Here is a 24,308-nt window from a genome sequence, read left to right as displayed (position 1 = left end):
TCCTGTGTCACGGCACCATGAAGTATGCTGCCAGCGACCGACCACGTAACTCCGGAGCAGCCATGCCATCCAAGAAACCGTTTTCTTTACTGGAGCTTGCATCCGTCAGGGAAGGCGATTCCGTATCGCAGACACTGTCAAACAGTGTAGCCTACGCACGTCATGCCGAAAGCCTGGCTTTCAACCGCTTCTGGCTGGCGGAACACCACAACATGGAAGGCATCAGCAGTTCAGCCACCTCCGTGCTGATTGGCCATATCGCCGGCCAGACGGAGCGTATCCGCGTCGGTTCCGGCGGCGTCATGCTGCCCAACCACCCGCCGCTGGTGATTGCCGAGCAGTTCGGCACCCTCGAATGTCTGTACCCGGGGCGAATTGACCTGGGTCTGGGCCGCGCCCCCGGCACCGACCCCATCACCAGCCGGGCCTTGCGCCGGGACGGCATTGGTGCCGAGCAGTTTCCCGACGATGTGGAGCGGCTGCAGGAACTGCTGGGTCCCCTCCAACCCGGCCAGCAGGTGAAAGCCATTCCCGGCGCCGGCACCAACGTGCCTATCTGGCTGCTGGGGTCATCCCTGTTCAGTGCCCAACTGGCGGCCCTCCGCGGCCTGCCCTACGCCTTCGCCGGGCATTTCGCACCGCGCCTGTACCGGGAGGCCCTGAAGGTCTACCGGGAGCACTTCCGACCATCGGAACAGCTGCAGCGCCCCCACGCCATGCTGTGCCTGCCGGCGGCCCCCGCCGATTCCCTGGATGAGGCCCACCACCTGACCACCACCAGCTACCAGCGGATCCTGGCGCTGTTCCGTGGCCAGCCCCTGTGGATGAAGCCGCCGGTGGAATCCATGGACGGTCTCTGGAGTCCGGCCGAGGAAGCCGGCGTGCGGGATTTCCTGGCCCTGCAACTGCTGGGGGATGCCGACAACATCCGCCAGCGCCTGGAGCAGATCCTGGCCACCGTGGAGGTGGACGAACTCATGTTCACCGTGGACCTGTACGACCCGGGCCGGCGGCGCCACGCCCTGGATATTCTGGCGGAGGTGCGGGACTCGCTTTAACAGGCTGCTGAAGAACCCGCAAGCGCGGATGCCGGCTCCGCATAGTCCAGGCCATGGGCCTGGGCCACCTCCCGGTAGGTAACCTGACCGTGGCAGACGTTCAGGCCCGCCAGAAGATGGGGGTTATCGCGCATGGCCCGGACCGGCCCCAGGTTCGCCAACTGGCGGATAAACGGCAGGGTGGCGTTGGTCAGTGCCAGTGTCGAGGTGCGGGCCACGGCCCCGGGCATATTGGCCACGCAGTAGTGCACCACCCCCTCCTCAATAAATACCGGATCATCGTGGGTGGTGGGCCGGGAGGTCTCGGCACAGCCCCCCTGGTCGATGGCCACATCCACCAGTACGCTGCCGTCGGGCATGCGGCGCAGCATGTCCCGGGTCACCAGTTTGGGGGCCGAGGCACCGGGGATCAGCACCGCACCGATCACCAGGTCCGCCTCGGTCACGCACTGGTCAAGCTGGTCGGCGCTGGAGAAAACCGTGCGGATGCGGTTGCCATAGCGCTGGTCCAGGGCCCGTAGCACCTCCAGGTTAACGTCGAGAATGGACACGTCCGCCCCCATACCCGCTGCCATGGCCAGGGCATTCTGCCCCACCATGCCGGCACCGATGATGGTCACCCGTGCCGGACTGACACCCGGCACGCCACCGAGCAGCACGCCACGCCCGCCTCGCTCCCGTTCCAGGCAGTGGGCGCCGGCCTGTACCGACATGCGTCCGGCCACCTCCGACATGGGGGCCAGTAGTGGCAGGCGGCCATAGTCATCGGTCACCGTCTCGTAGGCAATGCAGGTCGCCCCGGAGGCCACCAGGTCCCGGGTCTGGGCTTCATCGGGCGCCAGGTGAAGATAGGTGAACAGGGTCTGGTCCGGAGTCAGCAGCTGGCGCTCCCCGGCCTGGGGCTCCTTCACCTTGACGATCAGTTCGGCATTGCGGAACACCGCCTCCGCCGAGGATTCCAGGGCGGCACCGGCCCGCCGGTAGTCGTCGTCGGTAAAACCAATGGCGGCACCTGCCGATGTCTGTACCAGTACCTCGTGACCATCCCGGGTCAGCTCCCGGACCGCAGACGGGGTCATGCCAACCCGGTACTCGTGGTTCTTGATCTCTTTTGGCACACCTATGCGCATAGGCCAACTCCCCGAAACGTCCCGTGTGACAGAAGTATAGTGTCGTAAACCGGAAATTCCCGAATACCGCCGGTCCATCCGCGGTCGGATTCGCGTCGTAAAACGAAAGTGATCTATCATCAACGGGATACCGGCCCCGCAGGACTGGCGGCCGGACCAGCCCAGCAATCAGAAGGATTTACGTATGACTTCACGCCTTACTCCCATTGCTACCGGTATTGCCCTGTCACTGGCTGGCGGTTTGGCACACGCGCAGCTACAGACCGAAACCGTCACCTACACGGTGGACGGCCAGGAATTCACCGGTTACCTGGCCTGGAATGACAGTGTTGAAGGAGCCCGCCCCGGGGTCCTCGTGGTCCACGAATGGTGGGGCCACAACGAGTTCGCCCGGGATCAGGCCGAGAAGCTTGCCGCCGCCGGTTATACCGCCTTCGCCCTGGATATGTACGGGGAAGGCAAGGTGACCGAGCATCCCAGTGAGGCGCAGGCGTTCATGAAGGAAGCCACCGGCGACCCCCAGGCACTCAAGGCCCGTTTCACCGCCGCCATGGAAGAGCTGCAGGCACACCCGACGGTGGACGATGACCGCATTGCCGCCCAGGGCTACTGCTTCGGCGGGGCGGTGGTGCTCAATATGGCGCGCATGGGCATGGACCTGGATGGCGTGGTGAGCTACCACGGCGCTCTCGGTAGCCCCATCGGGCCCGAGCCCGGCGATATCACGGCCCGCATCCAGGTTTACACAGGCGGGGCAGACCAGATGGTGCCCGCCGATCAGGTGGGCGGCTTTGTCACCAGCATGCAGCAGGCGCAAGCGGACTTCTCGGTGACCAGCTTTCCGGGCGTACTGCATTCCTTCATGAATCCGGGCGCGGATGCCATTGCCGCGGAGCACGACATGCCGGTGGGGTATGACCGGGAGGCCGCGGAACGTTCCTGGGAGGGCACCATGGCCTTCTACCAGGAGATATTCCAGGACTGAATTGCCTGTCCGGCACACAACACAACCACCGGATATCAGTCGTTTTGCGGCTGCTATCCGGTAAGTAGAACTACGGAATTTTTTGTTAACAAAGGACTGGTATTCACCGAAAAGCAGGAGTAGAGTCAGATTCAGGAAAGATCAGTAAAGCATTTCATAATCAAGGCGTATCTCTCTTCTGCAGTGGTGCATCCGTCCTGTTTTTGAATCCGCAGTTCTGTGTTTCCTCCCGAAGGTCCTGCAGCGGAGTCCGGCATCCCGGCGCGATTGCAAGGACAATATCTAGTAAGTGTTTTGAATACAGGAAAATCGAGTATGTCTACTGTTACCGGTACTGTTAAGTTCTTCAACGAAGCGAAAGGCTTTGGTTTCATCACCCGTGAGTCCGGTCCGGACGTTTTCGTTCACTACAGTGCCATCCAGGGCAGCGGCTTCAAGACCCTGGCCGAAGGCCAGCAGGTCGAGTTCACCGTCACCCAGGGCCAGAAAGGTCCTCAGGCGGAGAACGTTGTAGCCCTGTAAATCAGGCTTCAGCGAAGGTGGCATTCACGCAGCACTGAGTGCCATCGACATAAAAAAGGCAGCCACATGGCTGCCTTTTTTGTTGCTTCCCGATCCGTCCTTGCCCAGGCAGGATCAACCCAGGGACCGGGACAGACCGTACACCCACATGCCCACGCCTACCATGGCCAGGGAACCCAGCACGTGGACCAGGATACTGACCAGGGCCATCAACCATTTGTCTGCCTCGATAGCGCCCATCAGCTCCAGTGAGAAAGTGGAGAAGGTGGTCAGCGCGCCGCACAGCCCGGTGATCGCCAGCAACCGCCACTCCGGTGACAGGGAACTGTGGCTGAACCAGTTGATGAGAAAGCCGGCCAGCCCGGCTCCCACCAGGTTGGCCACCAGGGTGCCAGGCTGCAGGGTATGATGCGGACTGTTGAACCAGAGGCTAAGCGCCCAGCGCAGGTTGGCGCCGATAACGGCGCCAACGCTGACTGCCAGGAATGCCCAGCCGTTCATGCCGGGTTATGGTCAATCAGGGTGGACTTGTCCATGGCCAGGGCATCGAAAGCGAAGTCATCCACCGTCAGCATCTCGAGTACGTTCTTCTCGTACTCACGCATGAAGGTGATTTCCTCCTCGCTGAGGATATCCGCCTTGCGGGCGGCCTCGAACTGCTCTTCCGGATGCAGCGCCTCCATGGGCAGCTCCCCCTTGGCCGCCGCCTTGCCCACCTTCCGGTAGATGCCCTCGGCCCGCTCATAATCCTTCAGCAGGGCATTGTACTGGGCCACCGGATTGGGCTTGTCGTCGCCACCCGCCTGGGAGATAGGCGTCAGCAGCTTGGTCCGTACCGGGGTATCGGTGGAGATGGCCCGGGCCACACGACGGGTCAGGTCGTCGTGGGGCTTGTCCCAGCGACGGCCCAGGGGCATGGTGATGGCCCGCAGGGCCATGGCCACCGGCCGGTTCGGCAGGTTCTGCAGCAGCTCATCCAGGGCATTCTCGGTACGATACAGCAGCAGGCCCATGCTGTATTCCAGCAGGTCGGCCTCCCCTTCCACCGGCTGGGTCTCATGCCAGTGCTTGAGCACCATGGACGCCATGTACAGGTTCGCCAGCATGTCACCCAGCCGGGCGGAGATCAGCTCCCGCATCTTGAGCTGCGAGCCCAGGGTGGTCATGGCGGCATCGGAACACAGGCCGAAGGCGGCGCTGAACCGGGCCACGCCCTGGGCGTAGCGACGGGCGGTGCTGTCGAACGGCACCTCGGCCCTGCCGAAGCCCAGCGCCTGGGTAAAGGCCCGGGCGGCGTTACCGAAGATCAGCCCGGCATGGCTGAAGAAGGCCTCATCGAAGGCCTTCTCGTCGTCGTTGTCCTTGGCCGCCAGTTCCTTCAGCACATAGGGATGGCAACGGATCGCGCCCTGGCCGAAGATCATCAGGCTGCGGGTCATGATATTGGCGCCTTCCACAGTGATGGACACCGGCGCGGCGGAGAACCCGATCCCCAGGTAGTTGCGGGGCCCCAGGGTCACCGTCTTGCCGCCATGCACGTCCATGGCGTCGGTGAGCGTGGCCCGCTGCATTTCCGTCAACTGGTACTTGAGGATGGCGGACGGCACTGCCGGCTTTTCACCGTTGTCCACCATATTGGCGGTCTGCAGCACCGCCGACTGGGCGATGTAGCAGTAGCCACCAATACGCCCCAGGGCTTCCTGCACACCTTCCATTTCGGCCACCGGGGTATTGAACTGGCGACGCACCCGGGTATAGCCCCCGGCCACGCCCACCGAGGTGGCAGCGGAACCGGCGGCTCCGGACGGCAGGGTAATGCAGCGGCCCACGGACAGGCACTCCACCAGCATGCGCCAGCCTTCACCGGCCATTTCCGGCCCACCGATAATGAAGTCCAGCGGAATGAAGACGTCCTTGCCAACGATGGGCCCGTTCATGAACGGGCTGCCGATGGGCCAGTGACGACGGCCGATCTCCATGCCGTCGGTATCCCGGGGAATCAGGGCACAGGTGATGCCCAGGTCCTTTTCCTCGCCAAGCAGGCCATCCGGGTCGAACATACGGAACGCCAGCCCCACTACAGTGGCAATGGGCGCCAGGGTGATCCAGCGTTTCTCGAAATTGAGCTTCAGGCCCAGCACTTCCTTGCCATCGTAGGTGCCCTTACACACGATACCGGTGTCCGGCAGCGACGTGGCGTCGGAACCCGCCCGGGGGCCGGTCAGGCCGAAACAGGGAATCTCACGACCGTCCGCCAGCCGTGGCAGGTAGTGGTCTTTCTGCTCGTCGGTACCATACTTGAGCAGCAGCTCGCCGGGGCCCAGGGAGTTGGGCACGCCCACCGAGGTCATCAGTACCTCGTTGGCGGCCAGGCGCTGCAACACCGCCGACTGTGCCTTGGCGGAGAAACCGAGGCCCCCGTACTCCCTGGGAATGATCATGCCGAGGAATTTTTCCTTCTTGATGAACTCCCAGAGTTCCGGAGGCAAATCCGCCCGCTCAACGGCAATGTCCCAGGCGTTGCACATGGACACCGCTTTCACACACTGGTTGTCCAGGAACGCCTGCTCCTCTTCGGTCAGGCCGGTATTGCGGTTGATCAGCAGGTTGTGCCAGTCAGGACGACCGGTGAAGAGTTCGCCGTCCCAGCCCACCGTACCGGCATCCAGCGCCACCTGCTCGGTGGCGGACACCTTGGGGGCCACTTTCTTGAACATGGCAAAGGCCCGCGGGGTCAGCCAGCTCCGACGGAACCGGGGCAGGCCGGCGGCTGCGGTCACCACGGCGCCGGCAAACAGCAGCAGGGTCAGCCAGCCAGAAGCGAAGATCCATGACAGCAGGCCAAATACCACCAGGACGGCGATGGCGGGTTTGGCACCGGCTTCACGCCGCATCACGGCCAGCAGGGCGGCGGCCGCCAGGATAAACAGTATCAGGGTCATCATAGGGCTCTCTTGTCCTCCGGACAGTGGTCCAAAAATGGATCAGGCCAGCGAAGGCCCTCCTTGAAACTTTCTGCCTTGTGTACGCCAAAATTACCGGAACGGATGGGAACTGGCCAGCGCTCCGGCCTAACAATGCGTTGATTTGCCGAGTCCTGATGGACTGTAACACGCCAGGCGAACGGCACACCCTTTACGCGGTAATCACCACCCGTATGGCCTCCATGGCCAGCTCCGCTCGCCCGATGGCATCCTCGGCGGCGGCAAGCTGCTCCCGGAAATAATGGATTTCCTCATCCCGCACGGCGGGGTTGTGGCGTTTCAGCGCCTCCAGCCGGTGAATCTCAGGCTCCAGCATCCGGCGGACCCCGGCCAGGGCGGCATCCCGCGCCGGCTCGAAGCGCGGCTCCGCCAGCACCCGGGCGTGGTCCACCAGGGTCTCCACTTCGGCACGTACCCTCGGCACCACGGACTGGGCAGTGCGGCGGGGGATATTGGAACACATGCCGTTGAGGCGGTCGTGGGGCAACACCTCCGACAGATCCCGGCCGTTAACGTCCACCAGCACCCGAAGGGGTGACAGCGGCAGGTACCGGGACAGTTGCAGGTTGTCCGGGGCGGGACAGTGCACCACGAACACCGCCTCCATCATCACGGTGCCCGGCTGCAGCCCTTTCACCGAAATGGTGGAAAGGGCCGCCTTGCCCAGGCCGGACCCCAGTACCGAGTCCATCACTCCGGTCAGTACCGGGTGTTCCCAACTCATGAAGGCGAGGTCCTCACGCTGGAGGGCCTTTTCCCGGCTAAAGGTGGCCGTCATACCCTCGTCCGGCACCAGTTCCAGTTGCCCGGAATGCCGTTGCTCGCTGGGCCGAAGGATATCGGTGTCGGCGGAATGCTCCTCCACGTCCACCCCGAAGATATCGCAGGCGGTATGGAGGTAGTCACGCAGGCGGCTGTCATCCTCCTCCTGTTCAATGTCCCGGATCAGGGCAGCCGCCACCTGCGGCCGGCAGGAGTTGAGTTCGATCAGGGCATCCCGACCCGCTTCCAGTTTCGCCCGCAGGTCGCCGGCCAGGGTGGCGGTGCGGGCCACCAGTTCATCGATGCCGTCGGCGGCGCCGTCCATCACCATCTGCCACTGGTCCCTGACCTGGTCGAGGACGGGCATGCCAATGGCGCAGCTCTGCTCGAACGCATCCAGCCCGTCCCGGAACCACTGCATCTGCAACTCCGCCGTGGTCCCCTCCAGGTAGGGTACGTGTATCTCGATCACATCGCCCTGGCCGATCCGGTCCAGGCGCCCGATGCGCTGTTCCAGCAGGTCCGGGTTGGCGGGAAGGTCAAACAGCACCAGGTGTCGGGCAAACTGGAAGTTGCGTCCTTCGCTGCCGATTTCGGAACAAATCAGTGCCTGGGCCCCCTGCTCCTCCTCGGCGAAATAGGCCGCCGCCCGGTCCCGCTCGATCAGGCTCAGGTGCTCATGAAAGGCGGCGCTGCGGATGCCGGCCCGCAACTGCAAGTGAACCTCCAGCGTCATGGCGGTTTCGGCATGGGCACAGATGACCACCACTTTCTCCCGCTTTAGGGACTTGAGGGTCTGCTCCAGCCACTGCACCCGTGGATCCTCTGCAAGCCAGGTCTCGTCCGACAGGCGCATTTCGGGGGTGAGGCCGGCGATGCCCCGGAGGTCACCCTCCTGCCGGTACCGTTCCGGGCACGGCAGGGCCACTGTCTGCAGCCGGCGCTCAGGAAATCCCCGGACCGAGGACCGGGTATTACGGAACAGCACGCGACCGGTGCCATGGCGGTCCAGCAGGGCATCCACGATGGCGTTCACCGGATCTTCCGCCTGCATCAGGCCGTCCAGGTCATCACCCAGCCACTGTGCCAGTGTTTCCTGGCGCTCCGGCGATGGGGGTTCGCCGGATGCCAGCAACTCCCGGACGACCTCGTTGATGGCCTGGTAGTCCCGCTCCTGACGGCGAAAGCTTTCCAGGTCGTGGAAGCGGGCCGGGTCCAGCAGCCGCAGGCGGGCAAAATGACTCTCCTCCCCGGCCTGCTCCGGTGTCGCCGTCAGCAACAGCAGGCCCCGGGTTTCCTCGGCCAGGCTCTCCACCGTCGCATACTCGGCGCTGGCCTGCTCGGGGCTCCAGTCCAGGTGATGGGCCTCGTCCACCACCATCAGATCCCAGCCTGCCGCCACCGCATCCCGCTGAGCCAGGGTATGGCCGGTGATAAAGTCCAGGGAACACAGTACCAGTTGGCTCTGCTCGAAGGGGTTGGGTTTTTCCTCTTCCTCCGGCTCCGACTCGGTGAGGGCCTCGTAGCTCGAGTGGTCCACGATGGAGAAGCGCAGGTTAAACCGCCGCAGCATTTCCACCAGCCACTGGTGGATCAGGGAATCCGGCACCACCAGCAGCACCCGCCGGGCAAGGCCGGTGTGTAACTGGTAATGGAGGATCAGGCCGGCCTCGATGGTCTTGCCCAGCCCCACCTCATCCGCCAGCAGCACCCTCGGGGCATAGCGGCTGGCCACCTCGTGGGCGATGTAGAGCTGGTGGGGCAGGTGCTGGGTTCGGGCCCCCAGCAGCCCCTGTACCGGCGACTGGGACAGGCGGTCCTGGTGTTCCAGGGTCGCCAGGCGCAGGCGGAAGGCACCGTTACGGTCGAACTGGCCGGCAAACAGCCGCTGATGGGGGGCCGAGAAGTTCACCTGGCTGGCCAGGCGGACTTCCGAGACTTCCTGCAGGTTACCGGTGTCATCGGCGGCGTGGTACATCAGTACGCCCCCCCGGTCTTCCACCGCCTGAACCGTGAGCACCTGGCCGTCAAAGGTTTCGATGGCCTCTCCCATCTGGAAGACGATACGGGACAGGGGCGCACTGTCGATGGCGTAGGTCCGCTCCTCATCCGACGCCGGAAATCCGAGGGTAACGGTACGACCCGCGACATCCGTGACAATCCCCAGGCCCAGGGCCGCATCCGAATGACTGACCCAACGCTGGCCAATGGCAAAAGCAGGTGCTTCCAAGAATCCTCCCAATCAGTTCAATGGCAATCATGGTGGGGCACTGTCGTTGCCCCAGTCGTATTAACGGTGGGTGATGGCCGTCGGATCAGGCTCCCTGACCCAGAATGCGGTGGCCCCACAGACCGCCGCCGGCACCACGAACAGATTCACCACCGGTACCATCGCCAACAGCGCCACCGGCAGACCGAATCCCATGGCGCTGAGACGCCGGGCAGCCAGGCGCCGGCGCAGCGCCCCGAAACTGACACGGTGGTTGTCCGCAGGGTAGTCCACGTACTGCAGTGACATCATCCAGCTGTTGAAGGCGAACCAGAGCACCGCCGCCACCAGGTTCACCACCGGAATCAGGCCGATAATAAACAGTAGCAGGGCCCGGGGCAGGTAATAGAGAATCTTCTGGACTTCCCGACCCAGGGCCCGGGGAATATCCTTGAATATCTGCATCCAGCCCCCTTCGTCACTGACCTCCTGGCCGGTGAGGAACTTTTCGGTCTGCTCCGACAGGAAGCCATAGAACGGGGAACCGATCAGGTTCGCCAGGATGACGAAACCGTAAGCGAAAACCAGCAGTATCACCACGGCGTATAACAGCCAGAACAACCAGTCCAGGGCCTGGAGCCACTGCCAGTCAGGCAGCCAGCCCATGACAATGCCGATAAGCATGGCGAAGCCCTCGGCCATGGCCCAGAAAAGGACGACAAACAGCAGGAGGTTGAGGATCAGGGGAATGATGACAAACAGCCGCAATCCCGGCTGCCGGATCAACCCGAACCCCTCACCGAGGTAGCCCAGGCCCTGGAAAAAGTTACCTTGCAACATGCTCGCAGCCTCATGACGCGTGGCGATGACGGGGCGCAAAGCATATCATGAAGCCATGGAGGCCCAGAACAGGCCCAGTGCCCCTTGATACAAGCAGGCTTCCAGGTAACACCCACAGCCGGACAGGTTATGCGACTTCCAGAACTCCTCCACAGACTGATCAGGCTTCAACCACTCTGGCGAACACTGTTCTGTATCTCCATCGCGTCCATTACCTGGCTTGGGTTCACCAGCGAGCCCTACCCGATACCCTCCGCCACCAGTGACAAGATTAACCACATGATGGCGTTCATGGAGCTGGCCATCCTGACACGGCTCGGCTGGCCACTGCTCGGGCTGCCGGTCCCCCTGCTGGTGCTCACCGGTTTCGGCCTGGCGCTGGAGCTGGGACAGTCGATTACACCGTGGCGGGATTTTGCCATGACCGACCTGCTCGCCGATGTCGTTGGCATCCTGTTGGGGTACGGCTTGATGACAGCGTTTTACCGACTGTGGAACAGACACCCGCAAGGCTGAAAGCCGGGTTTGCTATTTTGCCCATTCCTCGTGTGAGATATTTCCTACATTGATGTGAGAATCCGTCGCAACATCGCGTGGGCGATGCCGATCCAACGAAGCAAGAAATATCTACTGCGCTGTTTTTTAAAGGAATTAACATTCCGTACATCGACCTGTGACAGAAACATCATGGTTTTGTCATGCGCTTGGAATTTTCAGCTTGGTATAGTGGGAACCGTCAGGGATGACAAGGAAGAGGAAGACGCATCGGATGCTCCTCACAGGACGGTGGGGGGAAGCAGGGACCTTACGGATAAAAGGCTTAAGGGAAAACCTATTACGGACCGCTGGCTAGGACGCCGGCGCCAGGGAAATGGCCAGGACAATACAGCAGCAGGATGGTTGCACCAGGGCATGGACGCCACGACCTGTTCCGACGAGGGCAATCCGAAAGGGTTGCCCTCTTCTTTTTTGTGTTTGCGGATTATCCGCCGGCCCGGTACAGCCGTACCTGGTTGAACTCCTCAAATTCATTCAGATCCGGCCAGGTTGTTGCGGAAGCGGTTCCCGTCACACGATACCCCGGTTCCTCCAGGTCCCGGACCCGGGAGTCCGCCAGCAGGACCTCTCCCGCCGCCTGGCGGAACGCCTGCAGGAATGGCCGGTTGTCCTTGTCATAGAGCACGTCCGCCGCGGTAATCAGGTCCAGCGACGCGGGGCGCCGGTGCCAGTCATTACAGGGTGTAATACGCACCCCATTCAGGGCGGCATTGGCCTGGGCGGCCGCCAGGGCATCCTCGTCCAGGTCACAGGCAATGACTTCAGCGGCACCGGCCCTGGCAGCAGCTACCGCCACAATGCCGGACCCGGAACCAAAGTCCAGCACCCGCCGTCCTTCCACCACCTCCGGATGATCCAGAATCCATTGGGCCAGAACCTGGCCGCTGGCCCAGCAGAACGACCAGTAGGCAGGCTCGGCCACCACCGCCTGGGCCTCATCATGGCTCAGCGGTCCTTCGAGAACCCCGGGGTCGAACAGGTACAGCGGCAGTGACGGGCACCCTGCCGGCCTCGACATGGCCAGGCGGCCCCGGGGAAGGGTACGTCGGATGGCATCGGCCAGTCCGGCTGGCACCGGTGGTAGTGTCGTCATGGATTGCCTCAGAAATCGGAACGGTCGTATTCTACACGGGCGCTGCAAAAATGTGGTCATTGCCAGACGGGACACCCGCCGCATTCACGACAGTGCCACGGCGGGTCCGTTATACTAGCGTCCCTTTTTCACCTGATGGATGACAATCTGCAGGCATGAGTATCCGTCCCGACACAGACCAGTTCCGTCAGCTCTTCCTGAACGACACCCCGTTGATGGACGTGAGAGCCCCCGTTGAGTACGCCCGGGGCAGTTTCCCGAACACCGCCAACGCGCCCCTGATGAACGACGAGGAGCGCCACCGGGTCGGTATCTGCTACAAGGAGAAGGGCCAGGAGGAAGCCATCCGCCTGGGCCACCAACTGGTTGCCGGCGACATCAAGGCCGAGCGGATTGAGGCCTGGAAGCGGTTCGCCATCCAACACCCGGACGGCTACCTGTTCTGCTTCCGGGGCGGGTTACGGTCACGGCTGACCCAGCAGTGGCTGAAGGAAGCCGGTATTGACTACCCCCTGGTCAAGGGGGGTTATAAGGCCCTGCGCCGTTTCCTGATCGATTCCCTGGACGATGTCATCCAGCAGGGCACCTTCCACGTAATCAGCGGACGTACCGGCACCGGAAAGACCCGGGTACTGCATGACATGCCCAACCCGGTGGACCTGGAGGGCCTGGCCAACCACCGGGGTTCCAGCTTTGGCCGGCAGGTGACGCCGCAGCCGTCCCAGATCGATTTCGAGAACGCCCTCGCCGTGGCCATGCTCAAGGCACAGGACCGGGGCGGCCCCATCTACCTGGAGGATGAAGGCCGGCTGGTGGGCCGCTGCAGCCTGCCACTGGACCTGAGGGAGCGAATGGCCTCGGCGCCGCTGCTGATCCTGGAGCGGCCGCTGTCGGAGCGCATCGCCATTATCCGCGAGGACTACGTGGAGGACATGCTCCGCGATTACCGGCAACGCGATGGCGAGGCCGCCGGATGGGAGAACTTCTGCGACTACCTGCTCAGTGCCCTGGACCGGGTCCGCAAGCGTCTGGGCGGCGAACGCCACCAGCGCCTGCGGCGGATCATGGAGGACGCCCTGGCCCTGCAGGCGGAGTCCGGTGACCTGTCGGGCCACGAAAGATGGATAAAGTCATTACTGACCGACTATTATGATCCAATGTATGACTACCAGCTCAGCCAGAAGTCCGGCCGGATTGCCATGGCAGGAGGGCCCCAGGCTCTGGCGGACTGGGCGACACGGCAGTAATCCCGGGGCCGCACCGCCTTCCGGACGCCTTGTTGCGTCCGGTTCCTGGTGACCGCCACCTCAGGAACCACCACTCATTCGAAAGCATCAGGAGACAGTATGGAAGACCTGTTTGGAGCAAACGGCAAGGCCAGTGAATGGCTGGACATCGCCGTGGAGATGATCATGCAGTACGCCCCCAAGGTGGTACTGGCCATTGTGACCCTGATCATTGGTCTCTGGCTGATCAACCGCGTGGTCAGGCTCCTCGACGCCAGGCTCATGGCCAGGGATCCGACCCTGGCGAAGTTCCTGGGCGGCCTGATCGGCGCACTGCTGAAGATCATGCTGCTGATTTCAGTGGCTTCCATGGTGGGCATCGCCACCACCTCCTTCATAGCGGTCATCGGTGCCGCCGGCCTGGCGGTAGGCCTGGCGCTGCAGGGCAGCCTGGCCAATTTCGCCGGTGGCGTACTGATCCTGATCTTCAAGCCGTTCAAGGTGGGTGACACCCTTGAGGCCCAGGGCTTTCTCGGGTCCGTGGCCGAGATCAATATCCTGTACACCATCGTCAACACCTTCGATAACCGCCGCATCATTATCCCCAACGGGTCACTGTCCAATGCATCCCTGGTGAACGTCAGCTACTACGACACCCGGCGCTGCGACCTGACGTTCGGCATCGGTTACGGCGATGATATCGACAAGGCCAAGGACATCATCAAACGCTGCATTGACGAGAACGACAAGGTACTGTCGGACCCGGCGCCCACCATTGCCGTTGCCGGCCTCGGAGACAACTCGGTCAACATCCTCGCCCGCCCCTGGGTCAAGACCGACGATCTGTGGCCCACCTACTGGGAGCTGACCGAGAAGATCAAGAAGGCCTTTGATCAGGAAGGCATCTCCATCCCGTTCCCGCAGCGGGACGTACATATCTACCAGCATTCCGACGACGGGCAGGACACGGCGGAGTGACCCCTTGCCGGGTCGCCCCACCGGGCGATCCGGCACCTCCCATGTCATCCCCCAGCAGGCCTGACCGCCTTTTGCGCGGCTTCCGCCATGCCTGCCGGACGGCCCGGATCACAGTCTTTCACTCCGGCCCCTCGCAATCCCCTCCCAGTTGGCTAAGCTAGGCAATAGTGAAGCTGACTGCGCACGCCCTGGCGCAGCCATATACGTCGCACTGGCAGGAGATAGCACTATGCCGGGAAAACAACTCAAAGCCTTCCTTGAAAAATCCGGGGCCGATTTCATCGCCCTGTCCCATCCCCCCGCCTACACTGCCCAACAACTTGCCCACCATGGCCGGATCCCCGGAGACCGGGTGGCCAAGACCGTGATCATCGAACTGGACGGCAAGATGGCCATGCTGGTCATGCCCTCCACCTGGCGCATCCACTGGGACCGGCTAAGCGATGTCCTGGAGACCGACTTCCTGGAACTGGCGGACGAGATGGAATTCAAGGATCGCTTCCCGGACTGTGAGGTCGGCGCCATGCCACCCTTCGGCAACCTGTTTGGCATGGCCGTCTACTGCAGCGAGGCCCTGACCCGACAACCCGACATAGCCTTCGCCGCCGGCTCCCACGAGTCCTCCATCCATATGAAGACGGAAGATTTCCTGGCCCTGGTGGATCCGGTGGTGATCGAGAAGGGCTTTATCCGTCCCGGCGCCCGCAAACCGGCGTGGATGCACAAGCGCCAGAAGGCCGCCGCCCCGTCGGACGAGCAGATCAAGCGCCGGGAACTGGCGGGTTATTGAGCCCCGGCAAGGATAGCCGCTTGCCTGCACCGGCAAGGTCCGTAAACTGGGGGTCTGACCAGGAACGTTCTTATGACTCAGACCTTCGACTTTATCGTGGTGGGCGCCGGCATGGTCGGCGCCGCCATTGCCAATGGGCTGGCGGACCAGGGCCACCACATCGCCCTGATTGACCAGGGCCGGCCCCCGGAATTCGACGACCAGGGCGACCCCGACATCCGGGTTTCCGCACTGAGTGTGGGCAGTGAACACTACCTGCGCGACCTTGGCGTCTGGCACCACATGATGGCCATGAGGGCCACACCCTACCGGCGCCTGTCGGTGTGGGAAGCCCGGGGCCATCCCGTCAGCCAGTGGCTGCCCGGCCAGCCTCCCCGGACCACCTTTTCCGCCTCGGACCTGAAAACGGACCACCTGGGACACATCGTCGAGAACCAGGTCACCCAGGGGGCCCTGTGGCAGCGGGCCGAACAACAGGACACCATCACCCTGTTTGCGGGCTCCGTCGTGGAAAGACTGACGGAGCAGGCGGACACCGCCCGGGTGACGCTGCAGGACGGTCGCGAGATCAGCGGGCGCCTGGTGATCGGCGCCGATGGGGCCGGATCACAGGTGCGCCAGCTTGCCGGCATCGGCGTCACCCGGGACCAGTACCAACAACAGGCCATGGTGGCCAGTGTCCGCTACCGGGGCGCGCCGCAGGATATTACCTGGCAGGCCTTCCACAGCTCCGGCCCGCGGGCCTTCCTGCCGCTCCACGATGCCGGCCCGGCCCACACCGGGGAAAGCTGGGCATCGCTGGTGTGGTACGACGACCCGGCCACCCATGCCGAACTCAAGGCCCTGCCGGAAGCCGACTTCCTGGCCCGGGTGCAGGCCGCCTTCCCGGACGACCTGCCGCCCCTGACGGCGGTGGCCGCCCGGGCCAGCTTCCCCATTGCCCGTCAGCATGCCCATCGCTATTACCAGGGCCGCACGGTGCTGGTAGGGGATGCCGCCCACACCATCAACCCCCTGGCCGGCCAGGGGGTGAACCTGGGCTTCCAGGACGCCCGCTGCCTGCAGGCCTTGCTGGACGAGGCTCGGCGCAAAGGCCAGGACCCGGCATCGCCGTCGCTGCTGGCCCAGTACGAGGAACAGCGCCGCCCCGCTAACCGCCGCATGATGTTGGCCATGGATGTGTTCTACCACCTGTTCAGCAACCGCTTAACCCCATTATGGGCCGCCCGCAACCTGGGCCTGGGGCTTGCACAGACCCTGCCGTTTGGCCGCAACCGGGTGGCGCGCTACGCCATGGGCCTGGACGAGCAACTGCCCGCCCCCGTGGAAGCGCTGCTCCGCCGTGCTCCGGCATTGGGGCGATTGACGGGGTTATGACCCAGAGCTTGCAGATGGCATCATGACTGTTCACCAGAGAACCACCAACAAGGACCCAGAGATGGCCGAAACGATTTTCACCAAGATCATCAACCGTGAGATTCCCGCCGATATCGTCTACGAGGACGACCTCAGCCTGGCATTCAGGGACATCAACCCACAGGCGCCGGTGCACCTGCTGATCATTCCCAGGAAGGAGATCGCCACCATCAACGACATCCAGGAGGATGACCGGGAACTGGTGGGCCACCTCTACTGGGTGGCAGCCAAACTGGCGAAAGACATGGGCTTTGCCGACGACGGCTACCGGGTGGTCATGAACTGTGGTGAGAATTCCGGGCAGACAGTGTTCCACATCCATCTGCACCTGCTGGCGGGCAAGCCCCTGGGCTGGCCGCCCTATACCGACCGCATGAAGAAGGGCTGATACCCCGCCGGGGCCGGGTAGGCACCCGCCCCCGGCTCAGCCTCAGTTCTCAACCAGCCTTGCCCGCTCGACCCGCGCCAGGGGAATCGGAACCACCATGGTGCCCCCGTGGAGTCGCCGGTTGAACTGAAGCCGGCCGTTCTCAATGCCCTTGATCCGACCGTCAACACGGCGGCCATCGGTCAGGGTCAGGCGGACATCCTGGTTGAGGTGCTGGTGCAGGCTGCCGGTAATGTCCAGGGGATCAGACGCCTGCACCTCCTGATCCTGTCCGGATTCTTCCGCCACGGCGGTGTCCACCGGCTCCACACTGGCCACGCTGAACGATTCCGGTTCCTCCCCGGCCACGGCAACGGAAGGGCTCAGTCGACCGGACAGGTAGGTGGGGTCCATGCTCATGGACTGGTCGTTGGCGTCCAGGCTCGGATAGGGCTCGACGGCGAGGATCAGGGTGTCACTCTGGCCGTTGGAGAAGCGCCGGTAGGCATCCACCAGGGTCTCGCTGGGTTCCAGGCCGTCCCGGTTCCACACCTGCATCCAGGCCTGCTGGTGATGGCCGGGATAGTCGGCGCGGGCAACTCCGGCTTCGCCGGCACAGAAGTCATGGCGGCGTTCGTTGAGGCCGGTATCGGTAATGGCCACCTTGACCCGGCTGACCTTGGCATCACTGGCGGTATTGAGGTTGAGGGCCGCCGTGGGGTTGAGATCCACCGCCATATCGGTCACCAGGCGGACCATGCCACGGGACACTACGTCAAAATCCAGGTTCATGCGGGTGCCGGAATGGCTCATGCGGTAGCCGATGTTCATGTCCGCCACCCAGACGCCGTAGCCCATGTCCATGTAGTCATCGATACCGAAGTAGCTGCGATCACCACAACCCGCCGTCATCAGCCTGGACACCAGGGTACTGGGGCCTGCCTGGGCCTCCATATTGCGGAACAGGGAAGAATCCAGGTCCACCTCAAAGCCGTTGACCTTGATGTGCATTTCCTCGGGAATCTCGCGCTGATCCAATTCGAACGAAATGCGGTAGAGCTCGAACAGATGGGCGGTTTCAAACCGTACTTCCTCCACCCGATACTCCTCCGGGGTGCCGTGAGGCGTAAAGCTCAGATCGGTAATGCTGAGCGCCCCCATTGGCGACACGGAGACATCGCCCCAATCGAGCTGGCCGAACAGGGACAACTGCCTCTTCGATAGCTCCAGTCCCTCCTCAACCTCACTGGTAATTCGGTAGTTGGCATAGAACACACCGGCAACGGCGGCCACCAGCAACACCAGCAATACGCGCTTCATACTCACATCCCTTTTGTGTTATTCGCCTTCCGACCCTGCGGGCACTCCGTTGGCCGGCAATTCATTAACTAATATACATAATTAACGCCGCCCCCGGTAAGTGCCGTTTTGTGAATCTGTGTAATGTGTGCAGCTACCACCAAACTGGTTGAGGCCTGGGATACCATGCCCCTCGGCCAGCGGCTTTTTACGCGGGTCGGATGGCCGGAAGCGGCCCGATCTGCAATCATGTGGGCAAGAGTTGTAAGGAACCACGCTGTGAAGAACGACTGCCATTACCACCCCGGCGAGCCCGCCAAGTGGCACTGTGGAGAGTGCCTGATCCACTACTGCTCCGGCTGCATGCCGGATGCCGATCCGCGTCGGCAGACCGGGCTCTGCCCCCATTGCGGGCGCAACATGCGCTATCTGGGCGCGGCGACGGAGGTGGAGCCCTTCTGGCAGCGGCTGTCGGCCTTCTTCCGCTACCCCTTCTATTCCGATCCGCTGTTGGTGGTGATCATCTGCACCGCAGTTCCTATGTTCTTCGGCGGGGGTATGATGTCGTGGTACGCGAGCACGATTGTGTTACTGATACTGATCAAGTACGGCATCACGGCGTTGCAGGAGACCTCAAATGGCCAGATGAAGCCACCACCCGTGGCACAGGCGTTCTCCGGAGATGGTTTTTCCATAGCCGCTCAGGTCTACGTCCTGATGGTTGGATTAAGCTATGCCGGCGAACAGGCGGTGGATGTGATTGGCCCAATTCCATTTCTGGCCATCTCAGCGCTCGCCCTTCTGGTCCTGCCAGCTTTTCTGATGGTAACCGCAATGGAGGATTCAGCACTTCCCGCTCTTGACCCCATCAGACTGACCTCTGTCATCAGTTCGATCGGCTGGCCTTACTTCGTGTTCTTTGGCTTCCTCTTTCTGATGTTTTTGGCGGAAATTGCTGCGATACAGCTCGCTTTCACACACTTTCACCCCGTCCTTGCCTTTCCCCTGTTCGGTGCCCTGATCAACATCTTCGTCATCATCGCCTTCCACATGCTCGGCTACCTGCTGTTCCAGTACCAGGAGGAACTGGGCTTCGCCAGCGATTTCCAGGAAGAGGAAGCACCGGCGGACCCGAACCGGGACCGCTCCCGCCGGGTGGATGCGGATATCGACATGAACCTCAAGGAAGGCAACTACAACCGGGTGGCGGGGATACTGGAGGAAGCCCTGAAGCGGGACCCGGCCAACCCCAACCGGCTCGGCCAGCTCTACCAGCTATCCCTGGCCCGCCATGACCTGGATGCCCTGCACCGCCACCACGCCAAACTGCTGCGCTGGATGGTGGCCCATCGCAGACACCGTGACATGAAAACCCTGCTCACCCTGCTGCGTGAGAAGGACCCGCAGTTCCAGCCCCAGGAGCCGGAACTGGTGGTGGCCTGCGCCGACCTGCTGTTCCTGCAGCACGAACCCAAGCCGGCCCTGCAACTGCTGAAGGATTTCCACAAGCGCTTCCCGGACAGCGACCAGATCGCCCCCGCCTATATCCTGGTGGCGCGGATCCTGGCCAACGGCTTCGAGCAATGGGACAAGGCCGTCACCTTCCTGAAGTTCGCCGGCACGAGCACCAGCGACCCGGAGACAAAGGAAGCCATCACCGCCTACCTGGCCCAGGCCGACAAGCGGGAGCCACTGAAAGGCCCGAAGGCAACCTTCGCCCCCGCCTCCGACGTCAGCAACGCCGCCTCGTAACCCTCACCCGGAACGAAAAACGGCAGGGCCTTCCGACCCTGCCGTTTTCCTGATCCACGCTGATGGGTGGCTGCTGCCTCAGAAGCCCTTCAGGCTGGCCACACGGTCCGCGTGGTAGCGGAAGTCACCCAGCAGCAGTTGCGCCGGGCGGGCGCGCTTCATGAACAGGCCGATGTCGAATTCATCGGTCATGCCCATGCCGCCGTGCAGCTGTACGCCTTCGTTGGTGACAAGCTCCGCCACCTGACTGGCCTTGGCCTTGGCGGCGCTGGCCAGCAGGGAGGCCTGCTCGTCATCCGCGTCCAGGGCCATAAAGGCCTTCAGTACCATGGACTTCACCTGCTCCAGCTCGCTCCACATGTGCGCGGCGCGGTGTTGCAGGGCCTGGAAGGAGGAGATGTATACGCCGAACTGCTTGCGCTCCTTCATGTAGGCCACGGTGCGGTCAAAGGCTTCGCTGGACAGGCCCAGCAGTTCCGCCGCCATATGGGCGCTGCCGATATCCAGCAGCTTCTGCAGCGGCCTGGCGCCCTGGTCCTTTTCGCCCAGTACGGCATCGGCATCCACGGCCACATTCTGTAGCTGAACCTTGGCGTAGTTGCGGCCGTCCGGGAAGATGGTGCGCTCGACGCTCACGCCTTCCGCCTTCGGGTCCACCAGGAACAGGGTGATGCCCGACTCGTCACGCTCGCCACCGCTGGTGCGGGCGGACACGATCAGGGTGTTGGCGATATGGCCATCCACCACAAAGGTCTTGCTGCCGTTGAGCACGAAGCCGCCGCCCTGGGCCTCGGCCTTGGTGGCCACACGCAGGGGCTGGTGGCGTCCGGTCTCGTCAATGGCCAGGGCCGTCAGGTGACTGCCAGTGGCGATGTCGTTGAGGATCGCCTTCTGGCTGTCATTGCCCGCCAGCATCAGGGCACAGGCGCCCAGTACGCCGGAGGCGAACAATGGCGAGGCGGCCAGGGTGCGACCGCCCTCTTCCATCACCTGCCCCATGCCCACGTGGCCGAACTCGGAGCCGCCGTGGCTTTCCGGGATCAGGGTACCGGCCAGGCCCAGTTCCACGGCCTGGTTCCAGAATTCCGGCGCGTACCCCAGCGGGTCTTTCTCGTCCCGCAGTTTGCGTAGCTGGGATACCGGCGCCTGTTCGCCGAACAGGCCACGGGCGGCATCCTTGAGCATCTGTTGTTCTTCAGTCAGTACAAGCTTTTGCATGATGGTCTCCGCCCTTAGCCCAGTCCGAGAATATTCTTGGCGATGATGTTGAGCTGCACTTCCGAGGTGCCCCCTTCAATGGAGTTGCCCTTGGTGCGCAGCCACTGCTGGGGCAGGGCCCCGGCGGGTCGGTCGTCGCCTTCCCAGAGCAGGCCTTCACTACCGAAGGCGGCCACCAGCAGTTCATAGCGGCGCTTGTTCAGCTCGGTACCGGCCAGCTTGAGCATGGCGGACACGTTGCCCACGCCCTGGCCTGCCTTGGCTTCGTCCTTGGCCCGCTCGGAGGTCAGCTCATGGCCGATGGAATCAATGGCCCAGGCGGCAATATCAGCACGCAGCAACGGGTCCGCCAGCTTGCCGTCTTCCAGACCGACCGCATCCACAGCTATCTCGGCCAGGGTCTTCTGGCCGGCGGCGGTGCCGCCGAAGCCACTGATCATACTGCGCTCGTGGGTCAGCAGGTACTTGGCAATGGTCCAGCCCTTGTCGATATCGCCCACGACCTGGTCCTTCTCGACCCGCACGTTGTCCAGGAAGGTCTCGCAGAAGGGGGAATCACCAGAGATCAGCTTGATGGGACGGGTGGATACCCCCGGGGTTTCCATGTCGAACAGCACCAGGCTGATACCTTCCTGCTTTTTCACATCCGGGTTGGTGCGCACCAGGGCGAACATCCAGTCCGCCTTGTCGGCATAGGACGTCCAGATCTTCTGGCCATTGACGATAAAGTGGTCACCCTTGTCCTCGGCCTTGGCCTGCAGTCCCGCCAGGTCGGAGCCGGCCCCCGGCTCGGAGTACCCCTGACACCAGCGGATCTCGCCCCGCACGATGGGAGGCAGGTGCTGCTGCTTGAGGGCTTCGGAACCGAACTTGAGGATCGCCGGACCAATCATCCAGACACCGAAGCTGTTCAGCGGCGGACGCGCCTGGATGCGGGCCATTTCCTCCAGCAGCACCTTGTGCTCCTCACGGCTGAGGCCACCACCGCCATACTCGGTGGGCCAGTCCGGCGCGGTCCAGCCCTTCTCGGCCATACGCTCCAGCCACAGGCGCTGGTCTTCACTCTGGAATTGGAAGTTGCGGCCACCCCAGCAAGCGTCCTTGTCGCTCTTGAAGGGGGAACGCATGCTCTGGGGGCAGTTGTCTTCAAGCCATGCCCGGGTTTCCTGACGGAAGGTATCCAGATCAGTCATGCTTGCTCTCCTTGGGGGCAGCACAGGATTGGGTCGTCTGGGACCGGATTGACGGTCTTTATAATTGACAGTTGTGGTTGTGCTGCCGGTGTCACTATGGAATTCAGTTCCGCTCAGCAAAAGCCAAAAGCGGAAATCCGGAAGAATAATGCCTTATCCCTGGGTGTTCTGTCATGCCCTGAACGCGACCCTGTTTCAGGGAAAACCGACTTTATCCATACTTTCAGTCAGTTAATAAACTCAATGACAATACACTAATGTACGGAAGGGTAACGGAATCCGGTGGGCGTGACAAACCCTCCGGAATTCCACAATGCGGAAGCCCCGGATTTTCTCGGGGCCCTGGTCAGAGTGTCTTCAGAAGCATTCGATACTCGTTGGCCTTGGGCTCCATCTGGCGCTTGCTGAACTCCTCCGCCAGCAGGCGCCCGGCTTCCCGTACCATATCCGCGCTGCCAGACGCCTTCACTTTCGCAAACGCCTTCTCTGCCAGCCTCAGGTCGTCGCCCCGCAGGGCCGCGAACAGCACCCGGTTATGCTCCTCCGGGGCCAGGGGCTGGGTGGACTCCGCCAGTTCCAGGTACTCCTGCCAGGTAGCCAGCAGGTTCTCCGGTTGCTGCAGGCGCAGGTACTGGTTCATCAGGGCCACGGCCCGCTCCCGGTAGGCGGGCTGGGCTGGTCGCAACTTGTCCAGGTGGTACAGGTGCTCCAGCAACACGGGCCGGTCCGGATGTGCCTGCCACAGGGATTCAAACCGCTGCCGGGCCAGGGTGAAATCCATCCGCGACAGGGCCTCCATGGCCTTGGCGTACTCCCTGGTGAAGGCCTCGTCCTGCTCCTCCGGCTCCGGCTCGTAAAATGACTCCCGGGCCTGGAACCAGCCCTTGCCCATGAGCAGGATCAGGCCGGCTCCGGCTGCCAGTCCGCCGGCATGGGCCATGTAGGCCACGCCGTCGCCAGTATCCGACCAGAAAAAGTAGAGCTCCTTGATGAGCCACACCGGCAGGAGCACCAGGGCCGGCGCCCGGAAATAATTGAAATAGAAACCCAGGTAATAGAAAAAACGGATCTTCTTGAGCCCGAAAAAAACCACATACATGCCCATCAGCCCGGCAATCGAACCGGAAGCCCCGACCAGCGTCACCGGTTCCCCCCAGTGAAACGCGGCGTAGGTCAGGCCGGCCACGGCACCGCTGAAAAGATAGGCCAGAAGATAGCGACCGGCACCCAGAGCCCGCTCCACGGTGAAGCCCAGCAGGAACAGCACCACCATATTGCCGATCAGGTGGCCCCAGCCGCCATGGAGAAACTGGTAGGTGACCAGCGAGTAGGCGTTGAGATCAGACGGCACCAGCCCCGATTCCCTGGCACTCATACGGGACAGGTACTGCTCTTCAATCCGGTCACGCTCCGATTGCCAGTGCGCCCGGTCAAGGGTCGCCATCAGGATGGCACGATTGTCCTGCAGATAGTCGTAGAAAAACGGATCGCTCAGTATCATCGAGCTCAGAGTGCCACGGTCCCCCTCCTCTTCCAGGTACCGCAACCAGTCCAACAGGTCCTGAAGCTCATTCTGGCCCTCAAAACTGATCTTCCGCTCCAGGTAGTCCTCGTAGATAGGCGCTTCCAGGCGATCGAGATCCGCCTGCACATACTGCGTCACGGCCTCACCAAACAGCTCGGGATCCTTGGACTGGTAGAACACAAACACCAGCACACAGGAGAGCATCAGGGCAAACGTCATCCAGGGTGGATGACGCCAGTCGATTTTTTTCTCAGCGGGAACTATCAACATCCGGGCATACCGTCATACAACGTCTGGCTCTACGGTGACCCCGACCGTCCTATGGGATCAGGTGCCAGGGACTACTCCGCACATTTCATCACAATGTATCGGTGATCAGCCGGATTTTTACCATAGCCCGGCC

General features: G+C 62.7%; 20 protein-coding genes. 10 read left to right on the top strand and 10 right to left on the bottom strand.

The window, feature by feature from the left end; all coding sequences use genetic code 11:
* The first annotated feature begins 62 nt into the window (after positions 1–62).
* Positions 63–1,058 (top strand): LLM class flavin-dependent oxidoreductase, encoded by a 996-nt coding sequence (locus tag ACJO2E_RS18990; RefSeq protein WP_406965947.1) that lies wholly within the window; start codon positions 63–65, stop codon positions 1,056–1,058.
* On the opposite strand, the gene ald is transcribed toward ACJO2E_RS18990, so the two are convergent.
* On the bottom strand, positions 1,055–2,188 hold the full coding sequence (gene ald, locus ACJO2E_RS18985; protein ID WP_406965945.1) for an alanine dehydrogenase: 1,134 nt from the start codon (positions 2,186–2,188) through the stop codon (positions 1,055–1,057). The genes ACJO2E_RS18990 and ald overlap by 4 nt on opposite strands.
* A 184-nt stretch (positions 2,189–2,372) precedes the next feature.
* On the opposite strand from ald, the gene ACJO2E_RS18980 reads away from it, so the two are divergent.
* Together ACJO2E_RS18980 and ACJO2E_RS18975 are read left to right on the top strand one after the other, a co-directional pair.
* Entirely contained in the window at positions 2,373–3,173 is an 801-nt protein-coding gene (locus ACJO2E_RS18980) for a dienelactone hydrolase family protein (RefSeq protein ID WP_406965944.1), read from the top strand.
* 315 nt (positions 3,174–3,488) lie between these two features.
* Complete coding sequence (locus tag ACJO2E_RS18975) at positions 3,489–3,695, top strand: cold-shock protein (protein ID WP_091853271.1); 207 nt, start codon at positions 3,489–3,491, stop codon at positions 3,693–3,695.
* Positions 3,696–3,809: 114 nt separating this feature from the next.
* Here the strand turns inward: ACJO2E_RS18975 and crcB are convergent, their stop codons facing one another.
* From crcB to cysZ, 4 genes are all read right to left on the bottom strand, one after another.
* Complete coding sequence (gene crcB, locus ACJO2E_RS18970) at positions 3,810–4,196, bottom strand: fluoride efflux transporter CrcB (protein ID WP_406965943.1); 387 nt, start codon at positions 4,194–4,196, stop codon at positions 3,810–3,812.
* Complete coding sequence (locus tag ACJO2E_RS18965; RefSeq protein ID WP_406966189.1) at positions 4,193–6,637, bottom strand: acyl-CoA dehydrogenase; 2,445 nt, start codon at positions 6,635–6,637, stop codon at positions 4,193–4,195. Before ACJO2E_RS18965 ends, crcB begins: the two co-directional genes overlap by 4 nt.
* Before the next feature lie 193 nt (positions 6,638–6,830).
* The gene (gene rapA / locus ACJO2E_RS18960; protein ID WP_406965942.1) at positions 6,831–9,671 is read right to left on the bottom strand and encodes an RNA polymerase-associated protein RapA; all 2,841 of its coding nucleotides are present in this window, start codon (positions 9,669–9,671) and stop codon (positions 6,831–6,833) included.
* 60 nt (positions 9,672–9,731) lie between these two features.
* On the bottom strand, positions 9,732–10,490 hold the full coding sequence (gene cysZ, locus ACJO2E_RS18955; RefSeq protein ID WP_406965941.1) for a sulfate transporter CysZ: 759 nt from the start codon (positions 10,488–10,490) through the stop codon (positions 9,732–9,734).
* Between the two features lie 129 nt (positions 10,491–10,619).
* Here cysZ and ACJO2E_RS18950 point away from each other — a divergent pair, with 129 nt between their 5' ends.
* Positions 10,620–11,006: a VanZ family protein gene (locus ACJO2E_RS18950; protein WP_406965940.1), complete on the top strand. Its 387-nt coding sequence runs from the start codon at positions 10,620–10,622 to the stop codon at positions 11,004–11,006.
* 466 nt (positions 11,007–11,472) lie between these two features.
* Here ACJO2E_RS18950 and ACJO2E_RS18945 read toward each other — a convergent pair whose 3' ends face one another.
* On the bottom strand, positions 11,473–12,141 hold the full coding sequence (locus ACJO2E_RS18945) for a class I SAM-dependent methyltransferase (protein ID WP_406965939.1): 669 nt from the start codon (positions 12,139–12,141) through the stop codon (positions 11,473–11,475).
* A 155-nt stretch (positions 12,142–12,296) separates the two neighbouring features.
* Here ACJO2E_RS18945 and mnmH point away from each other — a divergent pair, with 155 nt between their 5' ends.
* The 5 genes from mnmH to ACJO2E_RS18920 all read left to right on the top strand — a co-directional run bounded on the left by mnmH (position 12,297) and on the right by ACJO2E_RS18920 (position 16,939).
* The gene (gene mnmH / locus ACJO2E_RS18940; RefSeq protein ID WP_406965938.1) at positions 12,297–13,388 is read left to right on the top strand and encodes a tRNA 2-selenouridine(34) synthase MnmH; all 1,092 of its coding nucleotides are present in this window, start codon (positions 12,297–12,299) and stop codon (positions 13,386–13,388) included.
* Positions 13,389–13,487: 99 nt separating this feature from the next.
* Positions 13,488–14,345: a mechanosensitive ion channel family protein gene (locus ACJO2E_RS18935; RefSeq protein ID WP_406965936.1), complete on the top strand. Its 858-nt coding sequence runs from the start codon at positions 13,488–13,490 to the stop codon at positions 14,343–14,345.
* 229 nt (positions 14,346–14,574) lie between these two features.
* Positions 14,575–15,135, top strand: a complete 561-nt coding sequence (locus ACJO2E_RS18930; protein WP_406965934.1) for an aminoacyl-tRNA deacylase — start codon at positions 14,575–14,577, stop codon at positions 15,133–15,135.
* A 72-nt stretch (positions 15,136–15,207) separates the two neighbouring features.
* Positions 15,208–16,512, top strand: coding sequence for an FAD-dependent monooxygenase (locus tag ACJO2E_RS18925; RefSeq protein ID WP_406965933.1), 1,305 nt, complete (start codon positions 15,208–15,210; stop codon positions 16,510–16,512).
* 61 nt (positions 16,513–16,573) lie between these two features.
* A complete protein-coding gene (locus tag ACJO2E_RS18920) occupies positions 16,574–16,939 on the top strand; it encodes a histidine triad nucleotide-binding protein (RefSeq protein ID WP_406965931.1) in 366 nt (121 codons plus the stop codon).
* Between the two features lie 42 nt (positions 16,940–16,981).
* Here ACJO2E_RS18920 and ACJO2E_RS18915 read toward each other — a convergent pair whose 3' ends face one another.
* Positions 16,982–18,238: a hypothetical protein gene (locus tag ACJO2E_RS18915; protein WP_406965929.1), complete on the bottom strand. Its 1,257-nt coding sequence runs from the start codon at positions 18,236–18,238 to the stop codon at positions 16,982–16,984.
* A gap of 258 nt (positions 18,239–18,496) precedes the next feature.
* On the opposite strand from ACJO2E_RS18915, the gene ACJO2E_RS18910 reads away from it, so the two are divergent.
* The gene (locus ACJO2E_RS18910; protein WP_406965928.1) at positions 18,497–19,969 is read left to right on the top strand and encodes a hypothetical protein; all 1,473 of its coding nucleotides are present in this window, start codon (positions 18,497–18,499) and stop codon (positions 19,967–19,969) included.
* A 78-nt stretch (positions 19,970–20,047) separates the two neighbouring features.
* Here ACJO2E_RS18910 and ACJO2E_RS18905 read toward each other — a convergent pair whose 3' ends face one another.
* The 3 genes from ACJO2E_RS18905 to ACJO2E_RS18895 all read right to left on the bottom strand — a co-directional run bounded on the left by ACJO2E_RS18905 (position 20,048) and on the right by ACJO2E_RS18895 (position 24,175).
* On the bottom strand, positions 20,048–21,187 hold the full coding sequence (locus ACJO2E_RS18905; RefSeq protein WP_406965926.1) for an acyl-CoA dehydrogenase family protein: 1,140 nt from the start codon (positions 21,185–21,187) through the stop codon (positions 20,048–20,050).
* Between the two features lie 14 nt (positions 21,188–21,201).
* Positions 21,202–22,380 (bottom strand): acyl-CoA dehydrogenase family protein, encoded by a 1,179-nt coding sequence (locus ACJO2E_RS18900; RefSeq protein ID WP_406965925.1) that lies wholly within the window; start codon positions 22,378–22,380, stop codon positions 21,202–21,204.
* Positions 22,381–22,726: 346 nt separating this feature from the next.
* On the bottom strand, positions 22,727–24,175 hold the full coding sequence (locus tag ACJO2E_RS18895; protein WP_406965923.1) for a rhomboid family intramembrane serine protease: 1,449 nt from the start codon (positions 24,173–24,175) through the stop codon (positions 22,727–22,729).
* Positions 24,176–24,308: the final 133 nt, after the last annotated feature.

It is taken from the genome of Marinobacter shunpengi, assembly GCF_045449695.1.
Lineage (GTDB): Bacteria > Pseudomonadota > Gammaproteobacteria > Pseudomonadales > Oleiphilaceae > Marinobacter.
This window is presented reverse-complemented; position numbering and strand designations above follow the sequence as displayed.

Coding starts and splice junctions, on each gene's coding strand:
- ACJO2E_RS18900 (WP_406965925.1), bottom strand. CDS start 22,380: ATGACTGATCTGGATACCTTCCGTCAGGAAACCCGGGCATGGCTTGAA.
- ACJO2E_RS18935 (WP_406965936.1), top strand. CDS start 13,488: ATGGAAGACCTGTTTGGAGCAAACGGCAAGGCCAGTGAATGGCTGGAC.
- ACJO2E_RS18945 (WP_406965939.1), bottom strand. CDS start 12,141: ATGACGACACTACCACCGGTGCCAGCCGGACTGGCCGATGCCATCCGA.
- ACJO2E_RS18915 (WP_406965929.1), bottom strand. CDS start 18,238: ATGAAGCGCGTATTGCTGGTGTTGCTGGTGGCCGCCGTTGCCGGTGTG.
- ACJO2E_RS18905 (WP_406965926.1), bottom strand. CDS start 21,187: ATGCAAAAGCTTGTACTGACTGAAGAACAACAGATGCTCAAGGATGCC.
- ACJO2E_RS18895 (WP_406965923.1), bottom strand. CDS start 24,175: ATGTTGATAGTTCCCGCTGAGAAAAAAATCGACTGGCGTCATCCACCC.
- ACJO2E_RS18920 (WP_406965931.1), top strand. CDS start 16,574: ATGGCCGAAACGATTTTCACCAAGATCATCAACCGTGAGATTCCCGCC.
- ACJO2E_RS18950 (WP_406965940.1), top strand. CDS start 10,620: ATGCGACTTCCAGAACTCCTCCACAGACTGATCAGGCTTCAACCACTC.
- ACJO2E_RS18980 (WP_406965944.1), top strand. CDS start 2,373: ATGACTTCACGCCTTACTCCCATTGCTACCGGTATTGCCCTGTCACTG.
- cysZ (WP_406965941.1), bottom strand. CDS start 10,490: ATGTTGCAAGGTAACTTTTTCCAGGGCCTGGGCTACCTCGGTGAGGGG.
- ACJO2E_RS18990 (WP_406965947.1), top strand. CDS start 63: ATGCCATCCAAGAAACCGTTTTCTTTACTGGAGCTTGCATCCGTCAGG.
- crcB (WP_406965943.1), bottom strand. CDS start 4,196: ATGAACGGCTGGGCATTCCTGGCAGTCAGCGTTGGCGCCGTTATCGGC.
- ACJO2E_RS18925 (WP_406965933.1), top strand. CDS start 15,208: ATGACTCAGACCTTCGACTTTATCGTGGTGGGCGCCGGCATGGTCGGC.
- ACJO2E_RS18930 (WP_406965934.1), top strand. CDS start 14,575: ATGCCGGGAAAACAACTCAAAGCCTTCCTTGAAAAATCCGGGGCCGAT.
- mnmH (WP_406965938.1), top strand. CDS start 12,297: ATGAGTATCCGTCCCGACACAGACCAGTTCCGTCAGCTCTTCCTGAAC.
- ACJO2E_RS18965 (WP_406966189.1), bottom strand. CDS start 6,637: ATGACCCTGATACTGTTTATCCTGGCGGCCGCCGCCCTGCTGGCCGTG.
- ACJO2E_RS18975 (WP_091853271.1), top strand. CDS start 3,489: ATGTCTACTGTTACCGGTACTGTTAAGTTCTTCAACGAAGCGAAAGGC.
- ald (WP_406965945.1), bottom strand. CDS start 2,188: ATGCGCATAGGTGTGCCAAAAGAGATCAAGAACCACGAGTACCGGGTT.